We start from the raw sequence: 20,515 nt of genomic DNA, 5'->3' as shown, positions 1-20,515 counted from the left end.
CAGGCTTCTCTGGAAGCTTATGCCGGTTGGTGGGGGCGTACAACGGGGTGGGGCTAACCGACTGCGTTGCAGGGCCCCGGGGTTCGTTGTATCTTTCGACCACCCGGAGCCATGACGCGCCGCCCATTTGGACCAGCGGGCTGCCCTGCGCCGCAACCCCGGGCAGCCACTCAGCCCCACTAGGAAGGAGAGGTATGACCGCCTCGGACCAGGACCGTGGAACGGTGGAACAGACGGGCCGCAGCCCGACCCAGGGAGCCGTGCAGGATGACGAGATCTCGCTGGTGGATCTCTATCTCACCCTCCTGCGCCGCTGGCGCACCATGGCGGTGGTCTTCCTGCTGGTCTTCGGCGCGACGGCGGCCTACGCCACCTACCTGGCGGCGACCGCTCCGGGCGAGTCAGAGGTCGAGCCCCCAGAGATCCCGACGGCCAAGATCCAGGACACCGAGCAGCGCATCGCGAAGTTCGATGCCCGGCTGGAGCGTCTTGAGCAAGCCGCGCAGGGGCTGGAAGAGCGCCTGACCGAGCCGCCGGAGGATGCCGGCGCCGCGGAGATCGCCGGTGGCGTTTGGCTCTATGAGCGTCTTCAGGGACAACGGGAGGATCTTGAGTCGGCGCGGGAGAGTGCCAGCGAAGAGCTGGCCGATCTCACCGATCGAGACCCCGAACCTGAACCAGCGGAGGCGGGGTCACGTGCCGGCCTGGTTCTCGCGCTGGGGGGCGTCCTCGGCCTTATGCTGGCCGTTTTCAGCGCATTCTCGGCGGAGTTCCTGGCGACGGCCCACCGGGAGTACCGCCGGCGCCGTGATCGGGGGGCGCTCTGACGAGCCGCCTATGCGCTCAGCTGCCAAAAAAGACGGACGGCTGGGTAAGACCAGCCCCAGCCGTCCCCATGGAAGCACCCATCAGAATCCGATGTCGTACCGGATGCGGGCCCTAGTGTAGTCGAACTCCCCCTCCTCGAAACCAGGGATTTCGTTGTCCAGATATTCCACGTCAACGCCCAGACGGGCGTTCTCCGCAAACATCCAGGAGATGAAGGGATTAACCGACGTCACCTCCGGGGACTCGACAAGGCCATCGTCTTCTACGTAGTAGTCGTCATCGTAGATGTATTGCCCGAAATTCACCCCGTAGGCCCAGGGACCACGGTGCAGGGCCGTCGAGATGGACCACCCCCAGTGGTCGACATCGTAGTCCTCACCGAGGTCAGTGTCTGCTGCAGCTTCGGTATCGCCCCATATCTCCTGCTCGTTGTAGACGACGACACCCTGAACATCCGCGAGCCAGTCCTCATTGAGTGACCACTGTGCGGCGGCATCCAGGCCTACACGACTGCCGTCATCCAGCCCATCGCTACCCTCGTAGTCCTCCTCGGCGGTCAACCAATGCACACCGACATGGGAGTCGGCGAACGGCAGTTCGTAGGCGGCACGAACACCGAAGTCCTCCAGCTCGCCCTCGTCGCCGGTCAGATCGTAGGCACCAGCGGCGAGATAGATGTTGTTGCCATGGAGGTAAGCCGTGCCCCCGGTTCCTCGATTCCGCAACGCGGCCCCGCGCAAATCGGCTCGGCCGGCATCGATGGCGAGATTGCGCTGGAGTTGGAAACCGCCGCCACGTCCGAGGGTGTCGTAGGGATCGGCACGCCCGAAGCCGACGTTGCCGCCGGCGAAGCCGAGGGTATAGTCGCCAAACTCATCAGCAATGGTCACCTTCGCGTCGTCGATCCCGTCACTATCGAGGCGCGTATACAAGCCAACGTGATCGGTCAGCCGACCCGAGAAGTACAACCGGACGTCAGGTTTTTTCGGGCGGACCTCGCTTTCATCCTCTTCGTTGTAGTCAATATCGCCGCGCAGCCGGCCGCTGATGGGCATATTCTCGAAGATGTTGGCCTGTTCAAGCTCTGGCTCGGCGCCCATGGTGTAACCGGAGATCTGGAACTCCCGCCCGAACTCGGTCAGCCGCGGCGGCTGGGTGTGGCAGGCGGAGCAGGGCTGGCCCGTCTGCCGGGAGTGACTCGGGACCGCATCCGCGTCCTTGGGAATGATGGACAACGACGCGCCCAGAACGACGATCAGGGCGAGGAGCGGAAGGCCCCAGGCCCCGATACGCGTGATGTCACTCAGTTCTCTCATCGAGTTACCCCCTGTCATCAATGCAATGGTTTTCGGCCTCGAACCACCTTTCGTCAGCTGCTCCCCAAACGGGGGGGGGCAAGCGCACGGGGCAACGCAGCGTCGCTGCCGTTGCCGGCAGCGCAGGGAAGCAATCACCGGGCCAACTCACCTCCCTCCGGTAACATCCTGTTTTTAAAAGACCTTTCAACCAGGGGAGGCGCGAGAGCAACAGCCGTTGGTCAAACTTTTACCAGCTGCCCGTTCGGCTCGCTGGCGAACGACCGTGTGTCGGTCCCCTACCCCCCTCCTCGACTGGGTACGGCTTCACGGGACATGAACGAACGGAAACGGACCAGTGGTGGTAACCAACCGATCAAGAGCAGCCCAGGATGCCGCCGCCCCGATCAACGAAGAACCCGCTCATTGATCAAATCGATGGCATAGGTTCGCGGCATTCCGCCGCAGCGGAGTCGCAATTTTGATCATGGTCAAGACAACCGCTAGCATGGTTTCCGCGAAGCGACCAATACAGGCAACCCAAAACCGTGCGGGCCCCCGCTGGGCCGTGACGAGTCGGCCCTCGAGGCGCAATCCGATCTGCATCACGGACCCAAAGGAGGGCGACCATGCGTGGGCGGATCCTGGTCGTCGACGATCACCGAGAGATTACTTATGCGGTCCGCCGACTACTTGAGCGCCAGGGACTGCAAGTGCTTAGCGCTCATAACCTGGAGGAGGCACGCCCGCAGCTCGCCGATGCGGACGTGGTCATCCTCGACATTCAGTTGACGATCGGCTCCGGTCTCACGCTGCTTGAGGAAGCTCGCGAGGCCGGAGATGAGACGCCGACGATCGTCCTGTCCGCACACACTGCTCCGGATAACGTTGTCGAGGCCGCCAAACGGGGCGCTTTAAACATCCTAAGTAAGCCGCTGGATAGCGACGCCCTGCTGAGCGCTGTCGATGACGCCCTCCTCCAATCGGCACAAACGGTTGATACAGAGCGATCCCTGGCGGCCGAGGCCCACGACGTGCTGGGGACCTCGGCGGCGATGATGGAGGTCTTCAAGGCGTTGGGGGTGGCCGCGGCCAACGACCTCAACGTCCTGCTCACCGGCGAGACCGGTGTCGGCAAGGAGGTCTCGGCGGAGCTCGTCCACCGCCACTCCCACCGCGCGGATGGGCCGTTCGTGGCCATCAACTGCACCGCCATGCCGGAGAGCCTGCTCGAGGCGGAGCTCTTCGGTCACGCCAGCGGCGCCTTCACCGGCGCCAGCCGCGCCGCCGAGGGCAAGGTGGAGGCGGCCAACGGCGGCACGCTCTTCCTGGACGAGATCGGCGACATGCCGCTGGCCTTCCAGGCCAAACTGCTGCGCTTTCTGGAGGACAAGCGCTTCTATCGGCTGGGCGAGTCGACGCCGCGCCATGCCGATGTGCGCGTGATCGCCGCCACCAACCGCCAGCTCCTCGGCGCCGACGCCGGTCAGTTCCGCAGCGACCTCTACTACCGCCTGGCGCAGATCCCGGTGCACATCCCACCGCTGCGCGAGCGACTCGAGGACGTCCCGTCGCTGATCGAGGCCTTCATCCAGACCGCCAACCGGGAGATGAATCTGGATATCCACGGCATCACCCCGGCGGTGCGCCGCCAGGCCCAGGGGCACAACTGGCCGGGGAATGTCCGCGAGCTCAAGAACGCCGTCTACCGGGCCGCGGCCAAGCGGCAACGCGGGCTGATCGACAGCCTGGAACTCGCCGCCGGACAGGGCGAGCCGGCCGGCGGCGACGACTTCGAGGCAGCGCTGGAGGGTGCGCTCGACCGCGCCCTCTACCAGGGGGAGCTGCCGGAGCTGCTCAACGAGATCGAGCGCCGCGCCATGCAGCGGGCGCTGGCCCACTACAACGGCAACAAGAGCCGGGTGGCCGAGGCCCTGAACGTCTCGCGCAACACCCTGCGCGCGCGGCTACAGGCCATGGAGGAGACGGCGGAGTGAGGTGCTGGCTGCCGCGCAACATGGCGGTACGCCTGGGCGCCACCTTCCTGCTGGTGACCCTGCTCGTGGCCCTGCCGCTGACCCTTTGGTTCGACCACTACGCCCGGGGCATGATCGAGGCGAGCGTGGAGCGCGCCGTACAGGGGGCGGATGCGCGCGTGATCCTCGACGCCGCGGTGGTCTCCGAGGCCTTCGACCGGGTGCGGGGACTGGCGATCCTGGTGGTCGGCCTGAGTGCGCTGCTGGCCGCCGGCATCGGCGCGCTGATCGCCGTTCGCTGGCGCAGGCGCATGCTCGGTCTCGTCGAGCAGGGCCACCGCCGCGCCCGGCGGGCCCAGGGCGGTGGCGCGCGCCCGGCCCACTGCCCCGGCACCCCGCAGCCGCGCTCGGGCGAGGATGAGCTGGACACCGTCGAGCGGCAGCTGCTCAACACCGTCGATCAGCTGGGGCGCTCGCAGTGGCTGCTCGACAGCGTCGAGGACCTGGTCATGCTGGTGGAGGCCGACGGCACCATCCGCCACGGCAACGCGGCCATCGGCACCCGCTGCGCCAGCTGCCCGGTCCCCGACTGCCAGGGCGCCAGCGTGCCGGACATCCTCGGCAACGGGCTATGGCTGCGCATCCGCAACGGCATCGAGCGCAGCGGGTCCGGCACCTTCGAGCAGGAGCTCCCGTTCGAGGGGCGACATTGCCCCGCCCTGGTCTCCTACCGGGTGCTGGGTGAGCTGATCCTGATCAAGATCACCGACCTGAGCGAATACCGCAGGCTCCACGAGCATCTGGAGAAGCTCCAGGCCCTATCCACGCTGGGGGAAATGGCCACCGAGCTGGCCCACGACATCAAGAACAGCATCGTGCCGGTGCGCCTGCTCTGCGAGGTCGCCCCGCTGGAGGCGGAAGACCGGGAGGCGATCTTCCGCTCGCTGGATCACATCCACGAGCTGGTCAACGATTTCATGGCATTCGGCTGCGGGCGCAGCAGCGAGCGGCGCAGCGGCGCGCTAACCGAGATCCTGCAGAGCTGGACGACGGTGCTGCGCAACGAGGCCCAGGCCAAGGGTGTGAACCTGAGCGCGGAGATCGCCGACGCCCCGGTGGAGCTGCCCGGGGGCTTTCGCATCGTCTACGCCAATCTGGTGCGCAACGCCGTCCAGGCCGTGCCCGCCGGCGGCCGGGTGCAGGTGGATGCCCGTGTGGATGAGCGCGGCACGCTGGTTCTGGAGGTGGCGGACGACGGCCCGGGCATCCCACCGTCGCTGCGCGAGCGGCTGTTCGAGCCCTTTGCCACCAGCCGCACCGACGGCACCGGGCTGGGGCTGGCGCTGGTCCGGCGCTACGTGGAGGAAGCCGGCGGCGAGGTCGCCTGCGACTCGACGCCCGGAGCCGGGACCACATTCACGGTGCACTGGCCAGGGGCCGGCGAAGCACCGGGCCGCTCACCGACCCCTTACCCAGGCCAGGCCTCGCCCGCCTGATCGCGGCGCCTGCGGTTGCACGGGCCACTGGCCGCGCATAGGCTCGGGGTCCACCCGGAACGCCCCACGGCCCATCCACCGTGCCACTGCCACGAGCGCCAGCCCATGAGGATGCACCCGCCCCTATCCGCCACCCCGATGCCGGTCCCCGGGGCGCCGCAGCGGACCGAAGAGGCAGCCTGCTCATGAGGGGGTGGCGGCCAGCCGTCTGGGTCTGCTTGCTCGTGGCCTGCGGCCCGGCCGGCGCCGGGGATGAGCGATCCTACGGCGGCGTGCTGGACGACGGCTGGCGGGTGGCGGTGGCCACCGGCACACTCGAGGTGGCCGACGGCACAGAGAGCGGCACCGCGCACACCCTGGCCCTAGCCAATGGCGCCCACGTGATCAACGACCGCGGGCGGTACTGGGACTTCGAGGTCGGCCTGGCCTACACGCAGACGGCCTCGCATCCGGAGGGCGCCGGCGGGGTGTCGGTGCAGGCCAACCAGACCGATGTCTACTACCAAGCGCGGCGGCTGTTCGGTGAGTCGCCCTGGTTCCTCGGCTGGCACGTGGCACTGACGCGCACCAGCATCCAGCCGACGGCGGGCGCCTCGGACCGCGATCTGGGGTTCACCGCCGGGCTCGTCGCCGGCTACCGCGGCCCCGGCCGGATCGGGGTTCAGATTGACGGCCTGGTCACCGACCCGGAGCCCGATGGCCTGTCGCTGGGTTATGAGACGCGGCAGCTGCGCGGCGGCATCGTGCTGCGTTTCTAGGACCGTCGCCCTCCAGCGACACCCTGCGCGCATTGGAAATCAAAAGGTTACATTAGACCTGCCCCCGCAGGTGTCGCCGTTCGGCGACACGGCGGCGCCTGCTCCCCGCCTGCTGATCCGGCGACGACACCGTAACCCTCTGTTTTCGAACGTTTTCACCCATGTTGGCACGCACCCTGCTACAGGAGGGACGAGTGGTCGAAGTCGATCACGACAAGCGACTCATCACATCGAGCAACGAAGCAATCCAAAGCGGAGGTCACGTATGCAACACAAGCACTGGATCGCCGGTCTCCTGGCCCTGATGGTCGGTATGGGTTCCACCGCCGCCATGGCGTTCGACACCGAGGGCGAGGCAGACGACCAGTGGGAGGAGCCGGCTGACGACGGCTTCGAGGATGACGGCTTCGACGACGACGGCCTCGAGTTCGAGGAGCAGGACGACGAGATCGATCCCTGGGACGAGGATGCCGACGACGCCGATGCCGGCGATGAGGAGCTTGACTGGTAAAGGCTCCGTGTAACCCCTATCGGGCTCTCTATGGGGAGGCCTCATCCAGGACGGATGGGGCCTCCTTTTCATTGGGGCCCCGGCAGATGCTGCCGCCGGGCAAAAAAAAACCCCGGATCCAGGGGGAACGGATCCAGGGTCAACGATCAACCCGGCCTTGGGGGCTGCCGGGTTGTGTGCGCCACGCTAGAGAGGAGGTTGTGGACCGCACATCAGCGACGCTCACTAGGTGCGACCATCCGTCACGCCGAAGAGTTCCCCACCGCGAACCACGCATCGAGGACCTCCGTCAGCTCATCGATCCCCTCGCCCTTGAGCGCCGAGAACAGCTGCACGCTCGGCAGCGTGACGCCGGCCTCGGCGGTGGCCCGCTGCACCGCCTGCAAGCGGTTGCGTGCGGCGCCGCGCTTGAGCTTGTCCGCCTTGGTCAGCACCCCGTGCAGCACCAGCCCGGCGTCGTCGCACCAACGCAGCATCTGCAGATCCAGCTCGGTGGGCGCGTGGCGGACATCCATGATCACCACCACGCCGCAGAGCGCCTGGCGGTTGCGCAGGTACTCGGGCAGGGCCTGCTCCCAGCGCCGCTTCACCGCCTGGGGGACCTTGGCGTAGCCGTAGCCGGGCAGGTCGATGAGTCGGCGGGTCTCGTCGAGGTCGAAGCAGTTGATCGTCTGCGTCCGCCCCGGGGTGCCGCTGGTCCGCGCCAGCTTGCGCTGGCCGGTCAGCGCGTTGAGGACGCTGGACTTGCCCACGTTGGAGCGCCCGGCGAAGGCCACCTCGATCCCCTCGTCCGGCCCGAGGTCCGCCGGGGTGGGCGCGCTGAGCCGGAATTGCGCCCGCCGGTAGATACGGTCTGCTGTCATGCCTGCCTCTTGTGTCACGATTCGGTCCTTTCATGGTTTCATAGGCAGCGCGAATCGTCGCCGGTCTGCGCGTGGCCGGACAAATTGACGCTTGCGGACGCTGCTGCTATAAGTGGCAGCGTTCTGCGTCCAAGGTACGCACAAGGAAAGCCCACTCCATTAGCGGAGCGAACACAAGTCATGCACAAGCGCACCCTGACCGGCTTTACGGTCGCCGCCCTCGCGCTCGGCGCGACCACCGCCCAGGCCGAGGTCGACCTGGATGCGGGCGAGCAGCTGAACAACGAGGTCTGTCTGGCCTGCCACGGTGTCACCGGTGTCAGCGATGTCCCCGAGTGGCCCAGCCATGCCGGGCAGCACAAGGACTACATCGTCTACCATCTGGAGCTTTTCCGGGACGAGAACCGCTGGGATCCGGAGTTCCTGATGACACCCAACGCCACCGAGCTCTCGGATGAGGACATCCGCAACGTGGCGGCCTGGCTCGAGAAGCAGGACCCGCCGCCGGCACAGGACGTGGACGAGGAGCTGGCCGAGCAGGGCCGTGAGATCTATCACAGCGGCATCGGCGAGCGGAACGTGCCCTCCTGCGCCTCCTGCCACGGGCCCAACGGCGAGGGCATCAAGGGTGGCCAGTTCGCCGCGGTGGCCGGTCAGCAGGAGGTTTACCTCAACGATGCGCTGACCGCGTTCAAGAATGAGGACCGCGCCAGCGACCGCAACCGCATGATGCGCGACACGGCCGGTCGCATGACCGAGGAGGACATCGAGGCCGTCTCCGCCTACATGGCGAGCATGACGCTCCTCGACGACGACGACGAGTGATCGCAACGCCTCGCTGTCCCGACCAGGTCACGGATAAGCCCGCCTCTCCCCCGCATCCGCGGGGGTAGGCGGGTTTTTTTATACCCGGCAGGAACGACGCCACTCCGTCGCCCGAGGCTTCGGCACCCATGACCAACATCTCCTACCGTCTGCGCGAGGGCGTCTACGCCACCCTCCACCCGACGCTCTCGCCCGAGGCGCCGGCCACCATCCGGGTGGTCAGCTACAATATCCAGAACGCCATCGCCACCTCGCGCTACCACCACTACTTCACGCGGGGCTGGAAGCACGTGCTGCCCGACCGGCAGCGGCAGATGAACCTCGAGCGCATCGGCGGCTGGATCGAGCCCTACGACCTGGTCGGGCTGCAGGAGGTGGACGCCGGCAGCTTCCGCACGGGCTTCATGAACCAGGTGGAGCACCTGGCCTACAAGGCGGATTTCCCCTACTGGTACATCCAGACCAACCGCAACATGGGTCGCCTGGCACAGCAGAGCAACGGCCTGCTGGCCCGCTACCGCCCGGCGGAGATCCGTGAGCACCGCCTGCCCGGGCTGATCCCCGGGCGCGGGGCACTGCAGATCCGTTTCGGCGCGGGCAGCGAGGCGCTGAATGTCATCCAGGTGCACATGGCCCTGGGCCGGCGGACCCGGATCCGGCAGATGGACTTCCTGGCCGAGCTGGTCAACGCCCACCGGCACGTGATCGTCATGGGCGACCTGAACTGCCGGACGGACAGCCCGGAGCTCGACCGCCTGGGGCGGCGCACCGACCTCTCCGAGCCCATCCACGGGCTGCACACCTTCCCCAGCTGGCGCCCGCGCCACAACATCGATCACATCCTGATCAGCTCCACGCTCCGGGTGCAGCGGGCCCGCGTGCTGGAATATCCCCTCTCGGACCACCTGCCCATCGCCATGGAGCTGGGCCTGCCCGAGGCAGTCCGGCTGCCTGCGGCATAACGCGCAGGGGTTTGTTGCCGCCCGCGGAACTGTATTACGCTCCCGCGTCAAGTTCCGACGGGGAGCATGGCCATGACGGATTTGCGGCAGTCGATCCATGGAGAGTGGGGATCGCGGTGGGCCTTCATTCTGGCGGCAACCGGCTCCGCCGTGGGCCTGGGCAACATCTGGCGCTTCCCCTACGTCGTCGGTGAGTACGGCGGCGGCGCCTTTATCCTGATCTACCTGGCCTGCATCCTCGCCATCGGCATCCCGGTGATGATGGCCGAGATCCTCATCGGCCGCCGCGGCCGCCAGAGCCCCATCAACACCATGCGCGCCCTGCCCGCCGAGTACGGCGGCGGACGCTGGTGGCAGATCCTTGGCTGGCTGGGGGTCTGCGCCGGCTTCCTGGTGCTCTCCTTCTACTCGGTGGTGGCGGGCTGGTCGCTCGCCTACGTCCCCTACACCGCCACCGGCACCTTCACCGGCGCCGAGACCAGCCAGGTGGAGGAGGTGTTCGGCAACCTGCTGGCCAGCCCGTGGCAGATGCTCTTCTGGCACACCCTGTTCATGGGGGCCACCGCCTACATCGTCCTGCGCGGGGTGCAGAACGGCCTGGAGCGCGCGGTGCGCCTGCTCATGCCGATCCTCTTCCTGCTGCTGCTGGTGATGGTCGGTTACGGCATGGGCGCCGGGGCGTTCGTCGAGGCGATGGACTTCATGTTCTCGCCGGACTTCAGCGCCATCGGCGGCGATGCGGTGCTGGTGGCGATGGGCCAGGCCTTCTTCACCCTCAGCCTGGGGCTTGGCGCGATCATGGCCTACGGCTCGTACCTGTCCAAGCGCTCCTCGATCCCCGGCAACAGCGGGCTGATCGCCGGCGCCGACACGGTCATCGCGCTGCTCGCCGGTCTGGCCATCTTCCCCATCGTGCTGGCCGCCGGGCTCGATCCGGACAGTGGGCCGGGCCTGGTCTTCGTGACCCTCTCCTACGGCTTCGGGCAGATGCCGCTGGGCGCGCTGTTCGGCACGCTGTTCTTCCTGCTGCTCTCCTTCGCCGCGCTCACCTCGGCGATCTCCATCATGGAGCCGGCCACGGCCTACTTGGTGGAGACGCGCGGCTGGAGGCGGCCCAAGGCGGCCGCAGCGGTGGCTGCCGCGGCCTGGCTGGTGGGCATCGGCTCGCTGCTGGCATTCAACGTCTGGGCCGGGTTCACCATCGCCGGGCTGAACTTCCAGGAGCTGGCCGAGTACCTCTCCACCAGCATCATGCTGCCGCTCGGCGGTCTGCTGATGGCGGTGTTCGCCGGCTGGGTGCTGCCGCGCAGCGTCACCGGCGAGGAGCTGGCGCTGCCCGGGTGGCTGTACCGGACCTGGCTGGTGCTGGTGCGCTACATCGTGCCGGCAGCGATCCTGGTGGTCTTCGCCAACAGCCTCGGGCTGCTCGGCTAGCCCGTGGGCGCCGGAGCCCGGCTCCGCCGGGCCACGGGATGAACGGACACCGCGCGGCGCCTAGGCGCTGCCGCGGTGTCGCTCTTTCAGGCCCACGTAGTGGTTGGCGGAGTAGCGCAGGTGCTCGCGCTCGGCGTCGGTCAGCTCGCGCACCGGCTTGGCCGGGTTGCCCAGGTAGAGGTAGCCCCCGGGCAGCTCCTTGCCCGGCGGCACCAGGGCGCCGGCCCCGATGATGCTCTCGGCGCCGACCACGGCCCCATCGAGGATCACCGAGCCGATCCCCACCAGGCAATGATCGCCCACGCGGCAGGCGTGGATCACCGCCTTGTGGCCCACCGTCACCTCGGCCCCGATCAGCGCCGGGAAGCCGCCGGGGCAGTAGGGACCGTCGTGGGCCACATGGACCACCGCGCCGTCCTGGATGTTGGTGCGCGCACCGACCTCGATGCGGTGGACGTCCCCGCGCAGGACGGCCGTGGGCCAGACCGAGACCTCCTCCTCGAGGGTCACGTCGCCGATGACCAGGGCCGTGGCATCGACCCAGGCCCCGGGACCGAGCTGCGGGCGGATGCCTCCGAATTCGCGGATCATGTCGGCTCCCGTTTGATTACAGGGTCACCAGCTCTTCGGCGCTGGTGGGGTGGATGGCCACCGTGTTGTCGAAATCGGCCTTGGTGGCCCCCATGCGCACCGCCACGGCGAAGCCCTGGAGCATTTCGTCGGCCCCCTCGCCGAAGAGGTGCACGCCGACCACCCGCTGCTCGGCACCGACGGTCACCAGCTTCATGGCCGTACGCCGCTTCACCGCCTGCGGGGCCAGGGCGTAGTTCATGGGGAAGAAGCGGGTCTGGTGGCAGGTGACCTGGTCGGCGCCGTAGGCGGCCTCGGCCTCCGGCTCGGTCATGCCCACGGTCCCCAGCGGCGGGTGGGTGAAGACCACCGAGGGGATGTCGCGGTACTCCAGGCGGCGATCCGCCATGCCACCAAAGAGCCGATCGGCAAGCCGCCGTCCGGCGGCGATGGCCACCGGGGTGAGCGGGAAGTCGTTGCCGGTGACGTCACCCACGGCGAGCACCGATTCCACCTCGGTGTGCTGATAGTCGTCTACCGGGATGGTGCCGTCGGCCCGTGGGGTGATGCCGGCGCGCTCAAGACCGAGCCCGTCGGTGGCGGCCTCGCGGCCGATGGCCCAGATGACGGTATCGACGCCCTCGATGCGCCGGCCGTCCTCGGCCACCAGGGTGTACCTGCCGTCCGCCTGGCGCTCGCAGGCGGCGGGGACGAAGTGGGTGCGCAGGTCGAAGCCGTCCACCTCCAGGCTCTCGGTCAGGGCCTCGCGCAGCAGCGGGTCGAAGCCGCGCAGCGGGCCATCGCGGCGCACGGTCAGCGTGGTCTCGGTGCCCAGGTGGTGCAGCACGCCGGCCAGCTCCACGGCGATGTAGCCGGCCCCGACGACCACGGCCCGACGGGGCTGCTCACGGAGTTGAAAGAAACCGTCGGAGTCGATGCCGTGCTCGGCCCCGGGGATCTCCGGCCGGCTCGGCCGCCCGCCGGGGGCGAGGAGGATGTAGCGCCCGTGCAGGGCCCGGCCGTCCACCTCGACGGTGTGGGCGTCACGCAGCTGCCCGGTTCCCCGGTAGAGCTCGATCCCGGCACGCTCGACGTTGGTGGCGTAGATCCCGTTGAGCCGCTCGACATAGGCGTCGCGGGCCCGGCACAGGGCCGCCCAGTCGAAGCCGGGGGCCGCCTGCCCCAGGCTGAAGCCGAAGTCGGCGGCGCGCTCGAGCGCGGCGGCCGTCTCGCTGGCGTACCACATGACCTTCTTGGGCACGCAGCCGACATTGACGCAGGTGCCACCGAGCCGGTCGCGCTCGACCATGGCCACGCGGGCCCCGTGAGCCGCAGCGCGACGCGCCGTGGCCATGCCACCGCTGCCGCCACCGATGACGATCAGATCGTACTCGTCCGTCATGGACCCTCCTCGAAAACCGGCATCGGGCGAACCCCCCGCTCCCCCGGATCCGGTGCAGGGATCGTTCGCCGCACGCGTGCTAGAGTGTAACGCGTCCGCTGCTGAGGTGGTGATATGTCGCAAAACCCGCTGCTTGACGATCACTTGCTGCCGCCGTTTCCACGCATCCGCGCCGAGCATGTCGAACCCGCTGTGGAGACCCTCATCGAGGGCAGCCGCGACGCCCTCGAGACGGCCCTAGCAGCCGGCCCGCCCTACACTTGGGAGGGCCTGATGCTGCCCCTGGAGGAGGCCGACGACCGGCTGGCCCGGGTCTGGGCACCGGTCGCCCACCTGCACGCCGTGGCCGATTCGCCGGAGCTGCGCCAGGCCTACAACGCCGCCCTCCCGGCACTCAGCGCGCACTACGCCGAGCAGGGCCAGGATCCGCGGCTCTACCGGGCGATCCACGATCTCTCGGAACGCGCCGCTGCGCTGGGCCTGGATCCAGCGCAGCGCAAGGTGATCGCCGACACCCTGCGCGATCTGGAACTCGCCGGTGTGGGGCTCGAAGAGCCGGCACGCAGCCGGTTCCGGGCCAACGCACAGCGCCTGGCCGAGCTCGGTGCCCGCTTTCAGGAGAACGTGCTCGACGCCACCCAGGCCTGGCACCTGGACGTGGACGAGGCGGCACTGGCCGGATTACCCGGCTCGGCCCGCTCCATGGCCCGCCAGGCGGCGACCGAGGCCGGCGTCAGTGGCTACCGCCTGACCCTGCAGATGCCCAGCGTGCTGGCCGTGCTACAGCACGCCGAGGACCGCGAACTGCGCCGCGAGGTCTACACCGCCCACGCCACACGGGCCTCCGACGCCGGCCCCCACGCCGGGCACTACGACAACACCCCGGTGATGGAGGAGATCCTGCGCCTGCGCGCCGAGCAGGCCGATCTGCTTGGCTACCCCAGCTACGCCCACCAGGCCCTGGCACGGCGCATGGCCGACTCCCCCGAGGAGGTGCACCGCTTCCTCACCGATCTGGCCGAGCGCGCCCGCCCACGCGCCCAGGACGAGTTCGACGAGCTGCAGCGCTTCGCCTACGAGCGCGACGGGATCGATCACCTGGAGGTCTGGGACGTCCCCTACTACAGCGAGCGGCTCCGCGAGGAGCGCTTCCAGCTCTCCGACGAGACGCTGCGCCCGTACTTCCCGGCCGAGCACGTGGTCGAGGGGCTGTTCACGATCGCCGAGCGGTTGTTCGGGGTCCGCTTCCGGCTCCGCAACGACGTCGAGAGCTGGCACCCGGATGTCCGCTATTACGAGCTGCTCGATGCCGACGGGGCCGCGCGCGGCGGGCTCTACGCCGACCTCTACGCACGCACGGGCAAGCGCAGCGGCGCCTGGATGGGCGAGTGCTGCAGCCGGCGCCGCCGCGGCGACGGCGTTCAGCCCCCGGTGGCCTTCCTGACCTGCAACTTCATGCCCACCGCCGAGGGTGAGCCAGCGCTGCTGACCCACGACGAGGTGGTCACCCTGTTCCACGAGTTCGGCCACACCCTGCACCACCTGCTCACTCGCCAAGACTGGCGCCCGGTGGCGGGGATCCACGGGGTCGAGTGGGATGCGGTCGAGCTGCCCAGCCAGCTGCTCGAGAACTGGTGCTGGGAACGCGAGGGGCTGGATCTGCTGGCCGCTCACCACCAGACCGGCGAGCCACTCCCGCAGCCACTGTTCGAACGGCTGCGGGCCTCCCGCGACTTCCAGGCCGGGCTGCAGATGCTCCGCCAACTGGAGTTCTCACTGTTCGATCTGGAACTCCACCAGCGCCGGGACGCCCCGGAGGCGGCCGGCATCCTGAGCACCCTAGAGGATGTCCGCCGGCGCGTGGCGGTGGTCCACCCGCCGGCCTGGCAGCGCTTCCCGCACAGCTTCGCGCACATCTTCGCCGGCGGGTACGCCGCCGGCTACTACAGCTACAAGTGGGCGGAGGTGCTCTCCGCGGACGCCTTCGAGCGCTTCCGCGAGGAGGGGCTGCTCGAGCGCAGCGTGGGCCAGTCGCTGGCCGAGAACATCCTGGAGATGGGCGGTGCGGCCCCGGCCCGGGAGCTGTTCCAGGGCTTCCGCGGCCGGCCGCCGAGCATCGAACCGCTGCTACGCCAGAGCGGACTCAGCGACGACCCGGCCCCCTCCCGCGGGTAATCCGCCGCCCGCCCCCGCCTATCCGGCGTCGGCGGGCCGGAGGCGATAGATCAGGTCGTGGACCTGGTGCCCCTTGCGCAGACCGCGCCGCTCGAACTTGGTCTGCGGGCGAGGCGGCGGGGGCGGGATGAAGGCCCGCGGGCCGCAGGTGTTCACGAAGCGCTCGTCGGGCTCGACGGTATCGAGCATCCACTCGGCGTAGTCGGCCCAGTCAGTGGCCAGATGCAGGGTACCGCCGGGTACCAGCCGCTCGGCCAGCAGATCGAGGAAGGCCGGCTGGACGATCCGCCGCTTGTGGTGGCGCTTCTTCGGCCAAGGGTCGGGGAAGAAGATGTGCACCGCCGCCAGACTCCGCGGCGGGAGGTGGTGGCGGACCAGCTCCACGGCGTCCACGGTGGCCACGCGCAGGTTCTCCACTTGCGCTTGCTCGGCGCAAAGCAGGCAGTGGCCCACCCCCGGGCGGTGGACCTCGACGCCCAGATAGTCGCGCCCGGGATCGGCGGCAGCCATCTCCACCAGGGCCTCGCCGTCGCCGAAGCCGATATCCAGGACGCGTGGCGCCGTGCGGCCGAAGAGCGCATCGAGGTCCACGGCACCCTGCTCCGGGACGTCGAGGCCGTAATGCGGCCAGAGCGCCTCCAGCGCGCGCTGCTGCCCCTGGGTCAGGCGGCCCTCGCGGCGGACGAAGGTGCGGGTCCGTCGCAGCTGGCTCACTCGAAGAAGGTCCCTTCCTCGGGGGACGACGCGCTGGCGTAGCGCCGCTTCGGGATGCGGCCGGCGCGGTACGCCTCGCGCCCGGCCTCCACGCCCTTGCGCATGGCCGAGGCCATGAGCACCGGGTCCCGCGCCCCGGCGATGGCGGTGTTGAGCAGCACCGCGTCGCAGCCGAGCTCCATGGCCACGGCCACGTCGGAGGCGGTGCCGACCCCGGCATCGACCAGCACGGGGACCTGCAGGCGGTCGACGATCTCCAGGATGTTGTAGCGGTTCTGGATGCCGAGCCCGGAGCCGATCGGGGCGGCCAGCGGCATCACGGCGACGCAGCCGATCTCCTCGAGCCGCTTGGCGGCGATCGGATCGTCGCTGGTGTAGGCCATCACCTCGAAGCCTTCGGCCACCAGCTGCTCCGCGGCCTCGAGGGTTCCGGGGACGTCCGGGTAGAGGGTGCGCTCGTCGCCGATCACCTCCAGCTTGACCAGGTTGTGACCGTCGAGCAGCTCGCGGGCCAGGCGGCAGGTGCGCACCGCGTCCTTCACCGTATAGCAGCCGGCGGTGTTGGGCAGGATGGTGTAGCGATCCGGCGGCACGGCCTCGAGCAGGTTGGGCTCGTCCGGGTTCTGGCCGATGTTGCTGCGGCGCAGGGCGATGGTGACGATCTCGGCGCCACTTGCCTCGATGGCCGCACGGGCCTGCTCCATGTCGCGGTACTTGCCGGTACCGACCAGCAGGCGCGAGTGATACTCGCGCCCGGCGATGACCAGGGGATCGCGATCCGCCATCTTTGTCTTGAACTCCGTGCTTTGAGGGGAACCGGGTCAGCCGCCGCCGATGGCCTGGATGACCTCCATGCGGTCGCCATCAGCCAGCTGGTGATCACCGAGCTGGCTGCGGGGGACGATGGTCTCGTTAACCTCCACCGCCAGACGCTGCTGCTCGCTGATGCCGAGCCGCTGCAGAACATCGGCGCAGCTGGCGCCGGCGGGGAGGGTCATGCCCTCGCCGTTGACCTGGATCTGTATGCTGGTTGCTGTACTCATCGCGGATAGTCTAACGCGGTTGCGGCACTGCGGCACCGGTTGTCCTCGGCGCCGTGCAGCGCTATGATTTTACCTGTCTGCAGCGGGTGTAGCTCAATGGTAGAGCTCCAGCTTCCCACGCTGGCGATGTGGGTTCGATTCCCATCACCCGCTCCAATCCCTTCCCTGTCTTTGACCCGACAGCCCCGGGCTGCGTTCAGCCGGTCTCCGCCGCACGGCGGTCGATCAGATCGAGGTCCACGGCCAGGGCGCCGCGGTTGTGCAGCAGATCGGCCAGGGTGTAGCGATCCAGCACCGCCAGGAAGGCGTGCAGCGCCTCGTCGAGTACGGCGCGCACGGCGCAGTTGCCCTCGATCCGGCAGCGCTGATCCTCGTCCCGGAAGCACTCCACCAGGGTGAAGTCCTCCTCGGTGCGCCGCAGCAGCTCACCCAGGGCGATCGCCTCCGGCGGGCGGGCCAACCGGATCCCCCCACGCTTGCCGCGGACGGTCTCCACGAAGCCGTGGGCAGCCAGCCGGTTGACCACCTTCATCAGGTGGTTGCGCGAGATGTCAAAGCGCTCCGCGATCGCGCCAATGGTGACCAGCTCGCCCTGTGCCGCCCCAAGGGCGAGCAGGACCCGCAGGGCGTAGTCGCTGTGTCGGGTTAGACGCATGATCCGGCTCCGTTCGCTGCCCCGGACACTATAGCAGCGCCCGGGGCCATCCGGATCAGCCTAGGCCGACGATCAGCAGCGGCTCGCGGGTGATGCTGTAGAGGTAGAGGTAGCCGAAGACGGCGATGCCGCCGATGAACGCGGCCATGCGGATCTGCCGGGTGCGGCCTCGGCGCAGGGCGATCACCCCGAGGACGATGTAGGCGATCAGTCCGAGCAGCTTGACGGTGAGCCAGCCGTCGACGAAGGGGTACTGGGCGATCATCACCATCAGCACCACTGCCGTCAGCAGCAGCACGGTGTCGGCGACCTGCGGCGCCACCCGCAGGACCTTGTTCTCGAGCGCTGCAGAGCCACGGAACATCAGGATCCCCCGGGCGATAAACAGACCGAGACTGACCACGGCGGCCAGCGCGTGCGTCGACAGCAACACCTGGTGCATTCCTACCCCCTCGCGTCGTCCGTTTCGAAAAGAGGCTATTCTTCCTGCCGGTCGGGCCCGGCTGCAACCACGCACAACGCGCGCACCCCTTCGGTGCGCGCGCCGTGCGCTCCTGGTGCAGGCACGCCGCCGCGCGCGGGCGCGGCACCCAACCTCCCGCTTAACCCCTTGTTCCACCTAGCACGGCCGGACCTGGCACACCCCCTGCATGAGCACCCTGCGCGCCGCCCGTGGCGGTGGCCGCCCCTGACCCACGGATACAGCATAAGGTGCCCGACCATGAAAAAGCCTTTCCCGCTAGTCGCCGCCGGCGGCCTGCTCCTCGGCCTCTCCGCCAACGCCCAGGCCGAGGAGATCGGCGCCGGCTGGAGCCTCTCCTCCAACGTGGCGATCACCTCCAACTACCTCTTCCGCGGCTTCTCCGAGAGCGACGAGGAGCCGGCCGTCCAGGGTGGCTTCGACCTAGACCACGCCTCCGGGGCGTACGTCGGCACCTGGGCGTCGAGCCTGCAGCCACAGGACGCCAGGGGCCCACTGGAGCTGGATTTCTACGGCGGCTTCGGCTTCGACCTGACCCCGGATATCTGGGGTGATGTGGGGCTGACCTTCTACACCTATCCGGACGACTCCGACTCCAACACGGTAGAAGCCTACGCCGGCGCCGGCACTGCCTTCGGCGAGGTGGAGGCGGACTTCTACGTCCACGTCTCCGACGATTATTTTGACGAAGACGAGAGCTCCGTCTATCTGGAGACCAACTGGATGACGCCGCTGGCCGCCGGCTTCTACGCCATGGCCCACCTCGGCTACCTGGTGATCGACTCCGACACCAACCTGGACGGCGCCGATGCCGCCCTGGGCGTCGGTTACGAGTACGGCACGCTCGATCTCAGCCTAGTGGGCACCTACAACAGCTCCGACGCGGCGGATGAAGACGACGACGAGACCCAGGTGGCCTTCACCGTGTCCCGCTCCTTCTAGCCGCACCCCCCTGCACCCGGGGGCGCCGGCCGGCGCCTCCGGTCGGGTTACCCCGCCCCGCCACGCTCCTCCAGCCCCCGCCGCAGCCCGACCGCCTCGGCCACGTGGCGCCCCTCGATGGGGTCGACCTCGTCGAGATCGGCCAGCGTCCGCGCCACCCGCAGCAGGCGGTGGTGCCCGCGCGGCGACAGGCCGATAACCTCGGTGGCCCGCTCCAGCGTCGCCTCGGCTTCTGGCGCCAGTGCGCAGGCCGATTCTAGGGCCTCTCCGGCCAGTTCGGCGGCGATCACCCCGGAGCGCTGCCGCCGCCGCTCACGGGCCCGAGCCACCCGTTCGGCCACCACACCGCTCGGCTCGGCCGCCGGCGCGGCGGTCAGTTCCCGGGCACTGAGCCGCGGCACCTCCACGGCGATGTCGAAGCGATCCAGCAGGGGGCCGGTCATCCGGTCGCGATAACGCGCCACCTGTTCCGGCGTACAGCGACACACCCCGCGGGGATCGCCGTGGTAGCCGCAGGGGCAGGGGTTCATCGCCGCGACCAGCTGGAACGCCGCCGGGTAGGTCACCCGGGCGTTGCTGCGGGCGATGCTCACCTGGCGGGCCTGTAGGGGCTCGCGCAGCGCCTCCAGGGCGTTGCGCGGCAGCTCCGGGAATTCGTCGAGGAAGAGCACACCGCGGTGAGCCAGGGAGACCTCGCCGGGACGCGGCGGCTGCCCGCCACCGATCAGGGCGGCGGCGGAGACGGTGTGGTGCGGAGCGCGAAAGGCCGGCACCCGCCAGGTGGCCGGATCCACCCCCGCGCCGCTGACCGAGCGCACCGCCGCCGCTTCCAGTGCCTCGGCCTCCGGCAGCGGCGGCAGCAAACCCGGCAACCGCTCGGCGAGCATGCTCTTGCCGGTGCCCGGCGGCCCGCTGAGCAGCAGGTTGTGGCCGCCGGCGGCGGCCACCTCCAGCGCCCGGCGCGGTCCGGCCTGACCGCGGACCTCGGCCAGATCCGGACCCCGGGGCCGCTGCTCGGCCGCCGCTGCCGGCCCTACCGGGGGCAGTGGATCACGGCCGTCCAGGTGGTCGAGGACCGCCAGCAGCCGCTGCGCGGCTATTGCCCCCTGCGGATGGACCAGGGCGGCCTCGGCGCCGTCGCCGGCGGGGATGATCAGCCGCCGGCCGGCGTCGCGGGCGGCGCGGGCCGCCGGCAGGGTCGCACCCACCTCACGGAGCTCGCCGCCGAGGGCCAGCTCGCCGATGAACTCCAGCGAATCGAGGTCGCCGTGGACCTGCCCCGAGGCGGCCAGGACGCCGATAGCGATGGCCAGATCGAACCGGCCCCCGCCCTTGGGCAGGTCCGCGGGGGCGAGATTGACGGTGACGCGGCCGACCGGAAACGTCAGGCCGCTGTTGATGATGGCGCTGCGGACCCGGTCCCGGGCCTCGCGCACCTCGGCCCGCGGCAGGCCGACAAGTGAGAACGCAGGCAGCCCCGGCGCCAAGTGGACCTCCACCCGGACCTCGGGGGCCGACACGCCGAGCGCCGCCCGCGCCCGGGTTACAGCCAGTGCCATGGAACCCTCCCTGGTTCGTGGGGCAC

At 69.2% G+C, this 20,515-nt stretch carries 20 protein-coding genes and 1 tRNA gene; 11 read left to right on the top strand and 10 right to left on the bottom strand.

All coding sequences use genetic code 11. The annotated features are described in order from the left end of the window. The first annotated feature begins 194 nt into the window (after positions 1 to 194). On the top strand, positions 195 to 827 hold the full coding sequence (locus LRA98_RS07435) for a hypothetical protein (RefSeq protein WP_238633402.1): 633 nt from the start codon (positions 195 to 197) through the stop codon (positions 825 to 827). A gap of 81 nt (positions 828 to 908) precedes the next feature. On the opposite strand, the gene LRA98_RS07430 is transcribed toward LRA98_RS07435, so the two are convergent. After that, entirely contained in the window at positions 909 to 2,144 is a 1,236-nt protein-coding gene (locus LRA98_RS07430; protein ID WP_238633401.1) for a hypothetical protein, read from the bottom strand. Between the two features lie 608 nt (positions 2,145 to 2,752). Here LRA98_RS07430 and LRA98_RS07425 point away from each other — a divergent pair. The 4 genes from LRA98_RS07425 to LRA98_RS07410 all read left to right on the top strand — a co-directional run bounded on the left by LRA98_RS07425 (position 2,753) and on the right by LRA98_RS07410 (position 6,864). Further along, positions 2,753 to 4,120, top strand: coding sequence for a sigma-54-dependent transcriptional regulator (locus LRA98_RS07425; RefSeq protein WP_238633400.1), 1,368 nt, complete (start codon positions 2,753 to 2,755; stop codon positions 4,118 to 4,120). Further along, on the top strand, positions 4,117 to 5,595 hold the full coding sequence (locus LRA98_RS13160; RefSeq protein WP_238633399.1) for a sensor histidine kinase: 1,479 nt from the start codon (positions 4,117 to 4,119) through the stop codon (positions 5,593 to 5,595). Before LRA98_RS07425 ends, LRA98_RS13160 begins: the two co-directional genes overlap by 4 nt. 185 nt (positions 5,596 to 5,780) lie before the next feature. Then, the gene (locus LRA98_RS07415) at positions 5,781 to 6,353 is read left to right on the top strand and encodes a porin family protein (RefSeq protein WP_238633398.1); all 573 of its coding nucleotides are present in this window, start codon (positions 5,781 to 5,783) and stop codon (positions 6,351 to 6,353) included. Positions 6,354 to 6,618: 265 nt separating this feature from the next. Continuing rightward, positions 6,619 to 6,864 carry a hypothetical protein gene (locus LRA98_RS07410; RefSeq protein ID WP_201173519.1) on the top strand — a complete coding sequence of 82 codons (246 nt, stop codon included), beginning with the start codon at positions 6,619 to 6,621 and terminating at the stop codon, positions 6,862 to 6,864. A 242-nt stretch (positions 6,865 to 7,106) separates the two neighbouring features. On the opposite strand, the gene yihA is transcribed toward LRA98_RS07410, so the two are convergent. Next, positions 7,107 to 7,727: a ribosome biogenesis GTP-binding protein YihA/YsxC gene (gene yihA / locus LRA98_RS07405; RefSeq protein ID WP_238633397.1), complete on the bottom strand. Its 621-nt coding sequence runs from the start codon at positions 7,725 to 7,727 to the stop codon at positions 7,107 to 7,109. 180 nt (positions 7,728 to 7,907) lie between these two features. On the opposite strand from yihA, the gene LRA98_RS07400 reads away from it, so the two are divergent. The 3 genes from LRA98_RS07400 to LRA98_RS07390 all read left to right on the top strand — a co-directional run bounded on the left by LRA98_RS07400 (position 7,908) and on the right by LRA98_RS07390 (position 10,948). Next, entirely contained in the window at positions 7,908 to 8,552 is a 645-nt protein-coding gene (locus tag LRA98_RS07400) for a c-type cytochrome (protein ID WP_201243101.1), read from the top strand. A gap of 128 nt (positions 8,553 to 8,680) precedes the next feature. Continuing rightward, complete coding sequence (locus LRA98_RS07395; RefSeq protein ID WP_201173534.1) at positions 8,681 to 9,514, top strand: endonuclease/exonuclease/phosphatase family protein; 834 nt, start codon at positions 8,681 to 8,683, stop codon at positions 9,512 to 9,514. A gap of 72 nt (positions 9,515 to 9,586) precedes the next feature. Next, a complete protein-coding gene (locus LRA98_RS07390) occupies positions 9,587 to 10,948 on the top strand; it encodes a sodium-dependent transporter (RefSeq protein WP_201243102.1) in 1,362 nt (453 codons plus the stop codon). A 60-nt stretch (positions 10,949 to 11,008) separates the two neighbouring features. On the opposite strand, the gene LRA98_RS07385 is transcribed toward LRA98_RS07390, so the two are convergent. Then, positions 11,009 to 11,539, bottom strand: a complete 531-nt coding sequence (locus LRA98_RS07385) for a gamma carbonic anhydrase family protein (RefSeq protein ID WP_201242679.1) — start codon at positions 11,537 to 11,539, stop codon at positions 11,009 to 11,011. 16 nt (positions 11,540 to 11,555) lie between these two features. After that, positions 11,556 to 12,920 carry a glutathione-disulfide reductase gene (gene gorA / locus LRA98_RS07380; RefSeq protein ID WP_238633396.1) on the bottom strand — a complete coding sequence of 455 codons (1,365 nt, stop codon included), beginning with the start codon at positions 12,918 to 12,920 and terminating at the stop codon, positions 11,556 to 11,558. A 114-nt stretch (positions 12,921 to 13,034) separates the two neighbouring features. On the opposite strand from gorA, the gene LRA98_RS07375 reads away from it, so the two are divergent. After that, on the top strand, positions 13,035 to 15,095 hold the full coding sequence (locus tag LRA98_RS07375) for a M3 family metallopeptidase (protein WP_238633395.1): 2,061 nt from the start codon (positions 13,035 to 13,037) through the stop codon (positions 15,093 to 15,095). A gap of 18 nt (positions 15,096 to 15,113) precedes the next feature. Here the strand turns inward: LRA98_RS07375 and trmB are convergent, their stop codons facing one another. Genes trmB through thiS form a run of 3 tightly spaced genes read right to left on the bottom strand, consistent with a single transcriptional unit; the run spans position 15,114 to position 16,834 of the window. Next, positions 15,114 to 15,809 carry a tRNA (guanosine(46)-N7)-methyltransferase TrmB gene (trmB, locus tag LRA98_RS07370; RefSeq protein ID WP_238633394.1) on the bottom strand — a complete coding sequence of 232 codons (696 nt, stop codon included), beginning with the start codon at positions 15,807 to 15,809 and terminating at the stop codon, positions 15,114 to 15,116. Continuing rightward, positions 15,806 to 16,594 carry a thiazole synthase gene (locus LRA98_RS07365; RefSeq protein WP_238633393.1) on the bottom strand — a complete coding sequence of 263 codons (789 nt, stop codon included), beginning with the start codon at positions 16,592 to 16,594 and terminating at the stop codon, positions 15,806 to 15,808. Before LRA98_RS07365 ends, trmB begins: the two co-directional genes overlap by 4 nt. A gap of 36 nt (positions 16,595 to 16,630) precedes the next feature. Further along, positions 16,631 to 16,834: a sulfur carrier protein ThiS gene (gene thiS, locus LRA98_RS07360; RefSeq protein WP_238633424.1), complete on the bottom strand. Its 204-nt coding sequence runs from the start codon at positions 16,832 to 16,834 to the stop codon at positions 16,631 to 16,633. 100 nt (positions 16,835 to 16,934) lie between these two features. On the opposite strand from thiS, the gene LRA98_RS07355 reads away from it, so the two are divergent. After that, a tRNA-Gly gene (locus LRA98_RS07355) sits at positions 16,935 to 17,008 on the top strand. A 40-nt stretch (positions 17,009 to 17,048) separates the two neighbouring features. Here the strand turns inward: LRA98_RS07355 and LRA98_RS07350 are convergent. After that, positions 17,049 to 17,507 carry an RrF2 family transcriptional regulator gene (locus tag LRA98_RS07350; RefSeq protein WP_201173565.1) on the bottom strand — a complete coding sequence of 153 codons (459 nt, stop codon included), beginning with the start codon at positions 17,505 to 17,507 and terminating at the stop codon, positions 17,049 to 17,051. 55 nt (positions 17,508 to 17,562) lie between these two features. Beyond that, positions 17,563 to 17,949 (bottom strand): SirB2 family protein, encoded by a 387-nt coding sequence (locus LRA98_RS07345; RefSeq protein WP_201173568.1) that lies wholly within the window; start codon positions 17,947 to 17,949, stop codon positions 17,563 to 17,565. A gap of 279 nt (positions 17,950 to 18,228) precedes the next feature. On the opposite strand from LRA98_RS07345, the gene LRA98_RS07340 reads away from it, so the two are divergent. Beyond that, positions 18,229 to 18,930, top strand: a complete 702-nt coding sequence (locus tag LRA98_RS07340) for a TorF family putative porin (RefSeq protein ID WP_201173571.1) — start codon at positions 18,229 to 18,231, stop codon at positions 18,928 to 18,930. A gap of 47 nt (positions 18,931 to 18,977) precedes the next feature. Here the strand turns inward: LRA98_RS07340 and LRA98_RS07335 are convergent, their stop codons facing one another. Continuing rightward, a complete protein-coding gene (locus LRA98_RS07335) occupies positions 18,978 to 20,489 on the bottom strand; it encodes a YifB family Mg chelatase-like AAA ATPase (RefSeq protein ID WP_238633392.1) in 1,512 nt (503 codons plus the stop codon). Between the last annotated feature and the right edge of the window lie 26 nt (positions 20,490 to 20,515).

Origin of the sequence: Halorhodospira sp. M38 (genome assembly GCF_022227985.1) — a bacterium.
Classification (GTDB): Bacteria; Pseudomonadota; Gammaproteobacteria; order Nitrococcales; family Halorhodospiraceae; genus Halorhodospira; species Halorhodospira halophila_A.
Note: the sequence above shows the minus strand (reverse complement) of the source record. Positions and strands in the feature narration are given on the sequence as shown.

Bases quoted from the DNA above. Each gene is read 5' to 3' on its own strand.
- LRA98_RS07435 (WP_238633402.1), top strand. From the start codon at position 195: ATGACCGCCTCGGACCAGGACCGTGGAACGGTGGAACAGACGGGCCGC.
- LRA98_RS07430 (WP_238633401.1), bottom strand. From the start codon at position 2,144: ATGAGAGAACTGAGTGACATCACGCGTATCGGGGCCTGGGGCCTTCCG.
- LRA98_RS07425 (WP_238633400.1), top strand. From the start codon at position 2,753: ATGCGTGGGCGGATCCTGGTCGTCGACGATCACCGAGAGATTACTTAT.
- LRA98_RS07415 (WP_238633398.1), top strand. From the start codon at position 5,781: ATGAGGGGGTGGCGGCCAGCCGTCTGGGTCTGCTTGCTCGTGGCCTGC.
- LRA98_RS07410 (WP_201173519.1), top strand. From the start codon at position 6,619: ATGCAACACAAGCACTGGATCGCCGGTCTCCTGGCCCTGATGGTCGGT.
- yihA (WP_238633397.1), bottom strand. From the start codon at position 7,727: ATGACAGCAGACCGTATCTACCGGCGGGCGCAATTCCGGCTCAGCGCG.
- LRA98_RS07400 (WP_201243101.1), top strand. From the start codon at position 7,908: ATGCACAAGCGCACCCTGACCGGCTTTACGGTCGCCGCCCTCGCGCTC.
- LRA98_RS07395 (WP_201173534.1), top strand. From the start codon at position 8,681: ATGACCAACATCTCCTACCGTCTGCGCGAGGGCGTCTACGCCACCCTC.
- LRA98_RS07390 (WP_201243102.1), top strand. From the start codon at position 9,587: ATGACGGATTTGCGGCAGTCGATCCATGGAGAGTGGGGATCGCGGTGG.
- LRA98_RS07385 (WP_201242679.1), bottom strand. From the start codon at position 11,539: ATGATCCGCGAATTCGGAGGCATCCGCCCGCAGCTCGGTCCCGGGGCC.
- gorA (WP_238633396.1), bottom strand. From the start codon at position 12,920: ATGACGGACGAGTACGATCTGATCGTCATCGGTGGCGGCAGCGGTGGC.
- LRA98_RS07375 (WP_238633395.1), top strand. From the start codon at position 13,035: ATGTCGCAAAACCCGCTGCTTGACGATCACTTGCTGCCGCCGTTTCCA.
- LRA98_RS07365 (WP_238633393.1), bottom strand. From the start codon at position 16,594: ATGGCGGATCGCGATCCCCTGGTCATCGCCGGGCGCGAGTATCACTCG.
- LRA98_RS07350 (WP_201173565.1), bottom strand. From the start codon at position 17,507: ATGCGTCTAACCCGACACAGCGACTACGCCCTGCGGGTCCTGCTCGCC.
- LRA98_RS07345 (WP_201173568.1), bottom strand. From the start codon at position 17,949: ATGCACCAGGTGTTGCTGTCGACGCACGCGCTGGCCGCCGTGGTCAGT.
- LRA98_RS07340 (WP_201173571.1), top strand. From the start codon at position 18,229: ATGAAAAAGCCTTTCCCGCTAGTCGCCGCCGGCGGCCTGCTCCTCGGC.
- LRA98_RS07335 (WP_238633392.1), bottom strand. From the start codon at position 20,489: ATGGCACTGGCTGTAACCCGGGCGCGGGCGGCGCTCGGCGTGTCGGCC.